The following is a 9,785-nucleotide window of genomic DNA, read 5'->3' as shown; positions in this document are numbered from 1 at the left end:
CACCCTCTCAGGCCGGCTACCCGTCGTCGCCTTGGTAGGCCACTACCCCACCAACAAGCTGATAGGCCGCGGGCCCATCCCCAGCCGGAAACCCTTTCCACCCACCACCATGCGGCAGCCGGTGAACATCCGGTATTAGCCCCAATTTCTTGGAGTTATCCCAGAGCCGGGGGCAGGTTGCCCACGTGTTACTCACCCGTTCGCCACTCATCCCCCCGCAAGCAGGGTTCAGCGTTCGACTTGCATGTGTTAAGCACGCCGCCAGCGTTCGTCCTGAGCCAGGATCAAACTCTCCGTAGATGCTTGAACCAGGCGAAGAACCGAGACCTGACAGATCTCGATCAATCAACCAAAGGAATCCCCCCCAGACCACAGGCCCGGGACAGGGGGTACTACTTGGCACTGACTTTCGGCACGCTGTTGAGTTCTCAAGGAGCGGACGCGCTCGTACCCCGGCCTTTTCGGCCTTCGTCCGAGGCGGTGTCTCCACTGTACACCGGGCTCCGCAACCCTCGACCGCGGGGGTCTGAGAGGCGGTTGACCAGGCTGGCGGCCCGGTCCGTTCTCGCTCGGTGCAGGAAGGACCATACACGCTCTCGGAGGGGTCGTGCACAGGGGTGCCGGGGTGCGGCCGGACACACCGGGGGAGAGGTGGCCGGAACGGTTCAGGCGACGCCGGCGGGACGGAACTGGACGCTCACCCGCGGTCCCACCGGCCGGGTCGTCTTGGGGATGCAGTGCTCCCAGGTGCGCTGGCAGGAGCCCCCCATCACGACGAGGTCGCCGTGGCCCAACGGGAAGCGGAGCGTCTCGCCGCCCCCGACGGGACGCAGCAGCAGCGGCCGCGGCGAGCCGAAGGACACGATCGCCACCACCGTGTCCTGGGTGCGGCTGCGGCCCAGGCGGTCGCCGTGCCAGGCGACGCTGTCCTGGCCGTCCCGGTACAGGCACATGCCGGCGGAGACGAAGGGCTCACCGAGGTCGGCCGCGTACTGCGCGTCGAGCGCGCTGCGGGCCTCCGTGAGCAGGGGGTGCGGCAGCTCCTCGTCCCGGCCGTACCAGCGCAGCAGACGGGGGACGGCGACCTCGCGGTCGTACATCTGCCGCCGGTCGGCGCGCCAGCCGACGTCGCCGAGCAGCACGTCGAGGACCGCCGCGGACCCCGTCACCCAGCCGGGCAGGTGGTCGACCCACGCACCACGGCTGAGCCGGTGGCGCACCACCCGGCCGGCGAGGGGTGTCAGCGCGGCCTCCTCGGCGACGTCGAACATCGACGGCTGGTGCGCGAGCGACATGACGGGAGGCTAGCGCCGATCGAACGCCTGTACGAGTCCTACGCGGTCAGGGCGAGCGCGAAGGGCAGCACCCGGGAGGCGCCGGCCAGCCGCAGCTCCCGGCCGGCGACGGTCATCGTCCAGCGGGAGTCGGCCAGGTCGTCGACCAGCAGCACCGGCACGGGGCCGAGCTCGTCGAGGCGGGCCCGCAGCTCCGGGCCGACGACGAGCCGCTGCCACACGCCGGCCAGCCGGAAGGCGCTGTTGCCGCCCGGGCCGCCGGTCGGTCCCCCGTGCGACAGCGACAGCTCACCGAGGTAGGGCAGCCGGCCCATCCGCGCCAGCCCCTGCGCCACCCCGGCCACCAGGCGGGGCCGGCGTCGCGAGGGCACCGCCACCACCGCCGCGGGCCGCTCGGCCCAGTCCCAGGCGCCGAGCACCCGGCCGCAGGCCCGCAGCAGCTCGTCGTCCGGGGGGACGTCGCGGCCCCGCTGCAGGGGCCCACGGCGAGCCTGCGAGTCGTGGGGAGCAGCGGGGTCCTTGCTGTCGAAGGCGGCGTCGGGGTCCTCCTCGATGCCGGGTGCCTCCAGGTCGAGGGTCACCGTGCCGCCGACGCCGTCGTCACCGAGCAGCGTGCGCAGCCGCTGCCCCCAGCCCAGGTCGGTGAGCCGGGCGACGGCACGCCCGGGGTCGACCTGCTCGGCGGGCGCGATCTTCCCCTTCACCGGGACGCCGAGGCGGTCGGCGCCGGTGGGCCACTGCGCGCGGGGCGCGAGCTCGACGCCGGGGCGGTCGAGCGCCGCGGAGGCGGCCTCGGCGGCGCCCGCGGGGACCTCGGTCGGGTACCAGGGGCCGGCGCAGACGTCGCAGCGGCCGCAGGGCGCGGCGGTCGGGTCGTCGAGCGCCTCCTGGAGGAAGGCCATCCGGCAGCCGGCCTCCTCGACCGGCCGCGCGTAGGCGATCATCGCCCGCTGCTCGGCCTCCCGGGTGCGCGCGACGCGGGCGTAGCGGTCGGCGTCGTAGACCCACGGCCGGCCGGTGGACCGCCAGCCGCCCTGCACGCGCTCCACCGCGCCGTCGACGGCGAGCACCTTGAGCAGCAGCTCGAGCCGGGACCGGCGGACGTCGGCCACCGTCTCCAGGCGCGCCACCGACCACGCCTTCGCGTCGGCCATCGCGGAGAGCACCGCGGCGGCGTGGTCCTCCCGCGGCATGGAGGAGGTGGCGAACCACTGCCAGATGGCGAGGTCCTCGGGGCCGGGCAGGAGCAGCACGTCGGCGTGCTCGACGGCGCGGCCCGCGCGGCCCACCTGCTGGTAGTAGCTGACCGGCGAGGACGGCGCCCCCAGGTGGACGACGAAGCCGAGGTCGGGCTTGTCGAAGCCCATGCCCAGCGCCGAGGTGGCCACCAGCGCCTTGACCCGGTTCTCCCGCAGGGCCTCCTCGGCGTCCTTGCGGTCGGCGTCGTCGAGGCGGCCGGTGTAGGCGCGGACGTCGTGCCCGGCGTCGCGCAGCAGCGACGCCGTCTCCTCGGCCGCGGACACGGTGAGCGCGTAGACGATGCCGCTGCCCGGCAGGTCGCCGAGGTGGGCGGCCAGCCAGGCCAGCCGGGCGCGGTCGGTGGGCAGCCGGAGCACGCCCAGGCGCAGCGAGTCGCGTGCGAGCGGCCCCCGGACCGTGGTCACGCCGACCCCTCCGGCGCCCAGCTGCTCGGCGACGTCGGCGACCACCCGCTCGTTCGCGGTGGCCGTCGTCGCCAGGACCGGCGTGCCGGCCGGGAGGGTGCCCAGCAGGTCGCGGATGCGGCGGTAGTCGGGGCGGAAGTCGTGCCCCCAGTCGGAGACGCAGTGCGCCTCGTCGACGACGAGCAGGCCGCAGCGGGCGACCAGGCCCGGCAGCTGCTCCTCGCGGAAGCGCGGGTTGGTCAGCCGCTCCGGGGAGACCAGCAGGACGTCGACGTCGTCGGCCGCCAGCGCCTGCGCGACGTCGTCCCACTCGGTGGCGTTGGCGCTGGAGATCTCCACGGCGCGGATGCCGGCCCGCGCGGCGGCGGCGACCTGATCGCGCATCAGCGCCAGCAGCGGGCTCACCAGCAGTGTGGGGCCGGCTCCGCGGCGGCGCAGCAGCGCGGTGGAGACGAAGTACACCGCCGACTTGCCCCACCCGGTGCGCTGCACGACCAGCGCGCGCTCGGACCGCTCGACCAGCGCGGCGACGGCGGCGTCCTGACCCTCGCGGAACGCCGCGTCGGGCCGGCCGGTCAGCTCCCGCAGGACCTCGAGGGCCTCGGTGGCGAGCGCGGACGTCGGCGCGGCGGTGCTCATGCCCCCGACACTAGGTGCGGCCCCCCGACGGACCGGCCTCTGCGCGCGGGACCTGGGGACGACGGGCAGGATGGGGACGATGCGGCCGCCGGACAACCACGTGCACACCGGGTGGTCCTGGGACACGCCCAGCTCCGTCACGATGGCGCGCGCCTGCGAGAAGGCGGTGGCGCTGGGCCTCCCGGCGATCGCCTTCACCGAACACCTCGACTTCACCGTGTGGGGCCCCGACGACCGCGCCACCACCCTCGGGCTGGTCGACCGGCACGCCTCGCGCCACCAGCCCATCGACACCGAGGGCTACTGGGCCGAGCTCGCCGAGGTGCGCGACCGCTACCCCGAGCTGCGCATCTGGTCCGGCGTCGAGGCCGGGGAGCCGCACCTGTTCTCCGCGAGCGTCGCCGCGCACCTGCGCGACGCCCCGGTCGACCGGGTGCTCGGCTCGTTGCACTCGCTGCACGACGGCGACCGGCTCTACGGGGTCGGGCAGCTGCTGTACACCGACGCCGACGCCACGATGCGCCGCTACCTCGCCGAGGTGGTGGACATGGTCGAGAGCAGCGACGTCTTCCAGGTGCTCGCGCACGTCGACTTCCCCCGGCGGTACTGGCCCGGCGGCCAGCACCGCTACGTGGAGAAGGACTACGAGGAGGAGTACCGGGCGGTGTTCCGCGCGCTCGCCGGGACCGGACGGGCGCTGGAGGTCAACACCAGCAGCCCGCTGGCGTCGGCCGACCAGGTGCGCTGGTTCCGCGAGGAGGGCGGCGAGGCGGTGAGCTTCGGCAGCGACGCCCACCAGTCGGCCGCCGTGGGCCAGCGCTTCGACCTCGCCGTCGACGTCGTCGAGGCCGCCGGCTTCCGTCCCGGCCGGGACCGCTTCGACTTCTGGCGCCGCTGACGTGGCGGTCGTCGTCCGCGACGCCACGGACGGCGACGCCGCGGCCTGCGCGGCCGTCTACGCGCCCTACGTCACCGGCACCGCGGTCAGCTTCGAGGCCGAGCCGCCCTCGCCCGCCGAGATGCGCCGCCGCATCGCCGCCGCCCAGGAGTCGCACGCCTGGCTGGTGCTGGAGGAGGACGGCCGCGTCGTCGGCTACGCCTACGGCGGCCCGTTCCGGACGCGGACGGCGTGGCAGTGGTCGTGCGAGGTGAGCGTCTACCTGGAGCCCGGACGGCGGCGCGGCGGCGGCGGGCGCGCGCTGTACGGGGCGCTGCTGCAGCGGCTGGCCGAGCGCGGGTACCGCACGGCGGTCGCCGGGATGACGCTGCCCAACGAGGCGAGCGAGGCGTTCCACCGCGCCCTGGGGTTCCGGCCGGTGGGCACCCTCCCCCGGATCGGCTGGAAGGACGGCCGCTGGCACGACGTCGCCTTCGCCCAGCGGGCGCTCGGCGACGACGACGTCCCGCCCGCCCCGCTGCGCTGACTCAGCCGGCCAGCCGGTCCAGCGCGGCGCGCCACACGCGCGGGAGCGCCACCGGGCCGACCAGGCCCTGGACCAGCAGCACGGCCCGGCCCCGCAGGCCCCGGGCCCCGGGAGTGGTGCATGGCGACGTCGACGTGACTGCCGCCGCCGTCCCGCGGGCCGATCCGGATCTCCCCCGTCCCGCGGTCGCAGTGGTCGCTGTCGAGGAGCGTCCAGGTGACCCGGTCCGGCGTCGGCCACTCGTAGCGCAGCAGCACCCAGAACGGGACGCCCGCGCTGCCCTCGCGGACGACCGCCCACCCCTCCCCCGCCTCGCGGACCTCGTACTTCGCCGGGTCCAGGGTCTTCGACCACACCTCCAGCCGCCGGTCGCCGACGTCGGTGAACGCCTCGCGGACCTGCGCCGGGGTGGCGCGGGTGTCGAAGCCGAAGTGGACTCGCACTGCCGCCTCCTCCCGGGCACCCAGTGTGGGGCATCGTCCACCCGCGGAGGACGCCGTGGACCGGGCGCCGACCTGCCGGGTACTTCAGCGCTGAGAGATCTCCGGCTACGGTGCGCGGGGTGACCTCCCGCCGCGCCGTGATCGCCCTGGGCGGCAACGCGATGACCGGCCCCGACGGCTCGGCGACGCCCGCCGCGCAGCGGGCGGCACTCGCGGTGGCCGCCGAGGCGGTGGCCGCGGTCGTGGCGGCGGGCGTCGAGGTGGTGCTCACCCACGGCAACGGCCCCCAGGTGGGCAACCTGCTGGTGAAGAACGAGATGGCCGCCGCGGTGGTGCCCCCGGTGCCGCTGGACTGGTGCGTGGCGCAGACCCAGGCCACGGTCGGCTTCACCCTCGCCGACGAGCTCGACGCCGCCCTGGCCGCGCGCGGGCTGGACCGGCGGACGGCGGCCCTGGTCACCCGCACCCTCGTCGACGCCGACGACCCGCACTTCGCCGCGCCGTCCAAGCCGGTCGGCCGGTACCTGCCCGCCGCCGAGGCCGCCCGCTTCACCGCGCTCGGCCAGCACTGGCAGGACCGCGGCCCGCGCGGCTGGCGGCGCGTGGTGGCCTCGCCCGAGCCGCGGTCGGTGGTCGACGCGCCCGCGATCGCGACCCTGGTCGCCGCCGGGTTCGTCGTCGTCTGCGCCGGCGGCGGCGGGGTGCCGGTGGTCGACGGCGCGCCACTGCACGGGGTCGAGGCGGTCGTCGACAAGGACCTGACCGCCGCGCTGCTGGCCCGCGAGCTCGGCGCGGACACCCTCGTGGTCGCCACCGACGTCCCGCACGTCGTCGTCGGCTGGGGCACCGACGCGGCCCGGCCGCTGGGCCGGGTCACGCCCGCCGAGCTGCGGGCGCACGCCGCCGCCGGCGAGTTCGACGGCGGCTCGATGGGCCCCAAGGTCGAGGCCGCCCTGCGCTTCGTGGAGGGCGGCGGCACCCGCGCCGTCGTCACCTCCCTCGACACCATCGCCGACGCCGTCACCCGGGACGCCGTCGGCACCGTGCTCACCGCTGCACAGGAATGACGTAAGGACCCTCCTGCCCCCCACCGCTCGCACGCTCGCGGCGGGACCCTGCAGGAGGGCCGAACCCCGACAACGAAGGAGTAGTGGTCCCGTGCCCGCACCGATCGAGGTCCGCAAGGTCCCGTTGCACAACGTGAGCGATGCCAGTGAGCTGGCCAAGCTGATCGACGACGGCGTCATGGAGGCCGACCGGGTCGTCGCCGTCATCGGCAAGACCGAGGGCAACGGCGGGGTCAACGACTACACCCGGATCATCGCCGACCGCGCCTTCCGCGAGGTGCTCCTCGAGAAGGGCACCCGGTCGAAGGAGGAGGTCGGCGAGATCCCGATCGTGTGGTCGGGCGGGACCGACGGCGTGATCAGCCCGCACGCGACGGTCTTCGCGACGCTGCCCGAGGACGCCGTGGAGAAGACCGACGAGCCGCGGCTGACCGTGGGCTACGCGATGAGCGACGTCCTGCTGCCGGAGGACATCGGCCGCATCGCGATGGTGGAGAAGGTCGCCGAGGGCGTGCGCCGGGCGATGGCGGCCGCCGGGATCACCGACCCCGCCGACGTCCACTACGTGCAGACCAAGACCCCGCTGCTGACCATCGAGACCATCCGCGACGCCAGGGCCCGCGGCAAGGACACCTACTACGACGAGCCGCACGGCTCGATGGACCTGTCCAACGGGACGACGGCGCTGGGCATCGCGGTGGCGCTCGGCGAGATCGAGATGCCGCGGCAGGAGCAGGTCATGCGCGACCTGTCGCTGTTCAGCGCGGTCGCCTCGTGCTCCTCGGGCGTGGAGCTCGACCGGGCGCAGATCGTCGTCGTCGGCAACGCCCGCGGGCACGGCGGCGCCTACCGGATCGGCCACTCGGTGATGAGGGACGCGCTCGACCAGGACGGGATCTGGGACGCGATCCGCCAGGCCGGCCTCGAGCTGCCCGAGCGGCCGCACGTCAGCGACCTCGGCGACCGGCTGGTCAACGTCTTCCTCAAGTGCGAGGCCGACCCGACCGGCTACGTCCGCGGCCGCCGCAACGCGATGCTCGACGACTCGGACGTCTTCTGGCACCGGCAGATCAAGGCGACCGTGGGCGGCGTGGCGGCGTCGGTGACCGGCGACCCGGCGGTGTTCGTCTCGGTGGCCGCCGTGCACCAGGGTCCCTCCGGTGGCGGCCCGGTCGCGGCGATCATCCGGGCGTAGGGGTCCTCAGAGCTCGAACTGCACGCGGGCGATCTGCTCGCAGAAGGGGTCGAACAGTTCCCGGCGGACGCGGTTGTGCTCCTCGTCGAGGTCGTAGACGCGGTAGGCCTCGGCGTCGGCCCAGTCGCTGGTGATGGCGAAGTCCCAGCCACCGGCGCGCAGGCCGGCGTCGAGGCCGACGTGCACGTCGGCGCAGCCGGTCACCGGCAGGGCGGCGATGGCGTCCAGGCCCGGACGGACGGCGGAGGGCTCGACCCCCGGCTTGAGCTTGCCGACGACGACGTTGCGGATCACCCCCTCATCGTCGGGCCGGCCGGCGCCGGGGGCACGCCGTGCGCGGGTGCCGGCCCGCCGACGGGCCGGGGCCCTACCCTCGGCACGCCGGGCGCAGCGGAGCACACGGAGGCCGTCGCAGTGGACAGGTCGATCCGGGCCCACGCGCTGCCCGCGGGGCTCCTCGCCGCCGTCGTGGTCCTCGACCTGGTCATCGGCCCCGAGGTGCTGATCGGCCTGCTGGCGGCCCCGCCGCTGGTGGCCGCCTCGGTCACCGGGCGGCGGGCGACCGCCGCCTACGGCGTGCTGGCCGTCGTGGCCGCTGCGCTGCTGGGCGTCTACGACCGGCAGTACACCGGTGCCGCCGCCGCGGCCCAGGCGGTCCGGCTGCTCGCGGTGACCGGTTCCGCCGTCCTCGCCCTGGCCGCGTGCGGACTGCGGCTGCGGCGCGAGGCCGACCTGGCCCGGGTGACCGCCGAGGCGGCGACCGCCCAGGCGGAGCTGGACGCCGCCGCGGCCCTGCAGCAGCACCTGCTCGGTCCACCTCCCGCGGTGCCGGGCCTGCAGACCGCGGCGCGCTACCTGCCGGCCGTGCGGAGCGCCCGCATCGGCGGCGACTGGTACGACGCCTTCCCCGCGCCCGGCGGTGCGACCGTGCTGGTCGTCGGCGACGTCGCCGGCCACGACGCGCGGGCCGCGGCCGCCATGGCCGAGGTGCGCGGCATGCTGCGCGCGGTCGCCGCCACCACGGGGCCGCCTCCCTCGCCCGCTCGGGTGCTCGACACCCTGGACGACGTCCTGACGCGGCTGGGGGCGCCCGCGCTGGCGACCGCCGTGGTCGCCGTGCTCACCCCCACCGGGGACGGCGTGGTGCTGTGCTGGTCCAACGCCGGGCACCCGCCCCCGGTGCTGGCCGGCGCGGACGGCACGGTCCGCCTCCTCGAGCGCACGCCGGAGCGGCTGCTGGGCGTCGAGCCGGGCAGCCGCCGCAGCGACGACGACCTGCTGCTCGTGCCCGGGGACACGCTGCTGCTGTACACCGACGGCCTCGTCGAGCGGCACGACCGGAGCCTCGACGAGGGCACCGACCGGCTGCTGGCCGGGCTGCGGCGCCGGGCGGCGGAGCCGCTGGACGCGGTCGTCGACGGTCTGCTCGCCGGGCTGGCCGGGACGCGGCACGACGACGTCGCGGTGCTCGCCGTCCGCCTGCCCGGCTGATCAGCCGTCGAGGACGGCGAGGAAGTCCGGGGGCACCGCGTCGACCAGCCACACCCCGTTGGCCGAGCGGGTGAACACCGCCCCGGCGGCGGCCAGCCCGGCGGCGTCGACGCGCAGGACGGCGGCGGGACCGCGGCGCGCCCCGACCGCCCGGGCGGTCCCCTCGTCGGGGCTGAGGTGCACCGCGTGCCGCCGGCCCGGCCGCAGCCCCTCGGTGAGCACGGCCGGCAGCGCCCGCCGGGGCGCGCCGTGGAAGAGCACGTCGGGCGGTCGCTCGGCCGGGTAGCCCAGGTCGACCGGGACGCTGTGGCCCTGGCTGGCGCGGATGCGGGTCCCGCTCTCGTCGAGGGCGAAGCGCTGCTTGTCGTTGCCCGCCACGACGCGGTCCAGCTCGGCGCGGGTGAGCGGCAGGCCGTGCGCCGCGAGGGCGGCCAGCAGCGCGTCGACGTCCACCCAGCCGGCGTCGTCGAGGACGAGTCCGACGCTGTCGGGCCGGTGCCGGAGCACGGAGGACAGCCGCTTGCTGACGCCGACGACGTCGTCCCGCCTCATCCGCAGGAGCCTGCG

Annotated in this window: 9 protein-coding genes and 1 rRNA gene; 5 read left to right on the top strand and 5 right to left on the bottom strand. The window is 75.6% G+C overall.

What is annotated here, in order from left to right; all coding sequences use genetic code 11:
- The 3 genes from BMZ33_RS17415 to BMZ33_RS17405 form a co-directional block, all read right to left on the bottom strand.
- Positions 1 to 300: ribosomal RNA gene (locus BMZ33_RS17415) — 16S ribosomal RNA — on the bottom strand; the annotation flags it as partial.
- Positions 301 to 665: 365 nt separating this feature from the next.
- Positions 666 to 1,295, bottom strand: coding sequence for an alpha-ketoglutarate-dependent dioxygenase AlkB (locus BMZ33_RS17410; protein ID WP_091113579.1), 630 nt, complete (start codon positions 1,293 to 1,295; stop codon positions 666 to 668).
- A 38-nt stretch (positions 1,296 to 1,333) separates the two neighbouring features.
- Positions 1,334 to 3,598: a RecQ family ATP-dependent DNA helicase gene (locus tag BMZ33_RS17405; protein WP_091113576.1), complete on the bottom strand. Its 2,265-nt coding sequence runs from the start codon at positions 3,596 to 3,598 to the stop codon at positions 1,334 to 1,336.
- 79 nt (positions 3,599 to 3,677) lie between these two features.
- Between BMZ33_RS17405 and BMZ33_RS17400 the strand changes: the two genes are divergently transcribed.
- From BMZ33_RS17400 to bar, 4 genes are all read left to right on the top strand, one after another.
- Positions 3,678 to 4,496 carry a PHP domain-containing protein gene (locus tag BMZ33_RS17400; RefSeq protein ID WP_091113575.1) on the top strand — a complete coding sequence of 273 codons (819 nt, stop codon included), beginning with the start codon at positions 3,678 to 3,680 and terminating at the stop codon, positions 4,494 to 4,496.
- A 1-nt stretch (position 4,497) separates the two neighbouring features.
- The gene (locus BMZ33_RS17395; protein ID WP_091113569.1) at positions 4,498 to 5,022 is read left to right on the top strand and encodes a GNAT family N-acetyltransferase; all 525 of its coding nucleotides are present in this window, start codon (positions 4,498 to 4,500) and stop codon (positions 5,020 to 5,022) included.
- 562 nt (positions 5,023 to 5,584) lie between these two features.
- A complete protein-coding gene (locus tag BMZ33_RS17390; RefSeq protein ID WP_091113565.1) occupies positions 5,585 to 6,532 on the top strand; it encodes a carbamate kinase in 948 nt (315 codons plus the stop codon).
- 91 nt (positions 6,533 to 6,623) lie between these two features.
- Complete coding sequence (gene bar / locus BMZ33_RS17385; RefSeq protein WP_091113561.1) at positions 6,624 to 7,727, top strand: barbiturase; 1,104 nt, start codon at positions 6,624 to 6,626, stop codon at positions 7,725 to 7,727.
- Positions 7,728 to 7,733: 6 nt separating this feature from the next.
- On the opposite strand, the gene BMZ33_RS17380 is transcribed toward bar, so the two are convergent.
- Entirely contained in the window at positions 7,734 to 8,021 is a 288-nt protein-coding gene (locus tag BMZ33_RS17380) for a Dabb family protein (RefSeq protein ID WP_091113557.1), read from the bottom strand.
- A gap of 120 nt (positions 8,022 to 8,141) precedes the next feature.
- Here BMZ33_RS17380 and BMZ33_RS17375 point away from each other — a divergent pair, with 120 nt between their 5' ends.
- Positions 8,142 to 9,218 (top strand): PP2C family protein-serine/threonine phosphatase, encoded by a 1,077-nt coding sequence (locus BMZ33_RS17375; protein WP_169064494.1) that lies wholly within the window; start codon positions 8,142 to 8,144, stop codon positions 9,216 to 9,218.
- Here BMZ33_RS17375 and BMZ33_RS17370 read toward each other — a convergent pair whose 3' ends face one another.
- Complete coding sequence (locus BMZ33_RS17370) at positions 9,219 to 9,770, bottom strand: RNA 2'-phosphotransferase (protein WP_091113714.1); 552 nt, start codon at positions 9,768 to 9,770, stop codon at positions 9,219 to 9,221.
- Positions 9,771 to 9,785 lie beyond the last annotated feature (15 nt).

It is taken from the genome of Geodermatophilus dictyosporus (genome assembly GCF_900115505.1).
GTDB classification, from domain to species: domain Bacteria; phylum Actinomycetota; class Actinomycetes; order Mycobacteriales; family Geodermatophilaceae; genus Geodermatophilus; species Geodermatophilus dictyosporus.
Note: the sequence above shows the minus strand (reverse complement) of the source record. Positions and strands in the feature narration are given on the sequence as shown.

Coding starts and splice junctions, on each gene's coding strand:
- BMZ33_RS17410 (WP_091113579.1), bottom strand. CDS start 1,295: ATGTCGCTCGCGCACCAGCCGTCGATGTTCGACGTCGCCGAGGAGGCC.
- BMZ33_RS17405 (WP_091113576.1), bottom strand. CDS start 3,598: ATGAGCACCGCCGCGCCGACGTCCGCGCTCGCCACCGAGGCCCTCGAG.
- BMZ33_RS17400 (WP_091113575.1), top strand. CDS start 3,678: ATGCGGCCGCCGGACAACCACGTGCACACCGGGTGGTCCTGGGACACG.
- BMZ33_RS17370 (WP_091113714.1), bottom strand. CDS start 9,770: ATGAGGCGGGACGACGTCGTCGGCGTCAGCAAGCGGCTGTCCTCCGTG.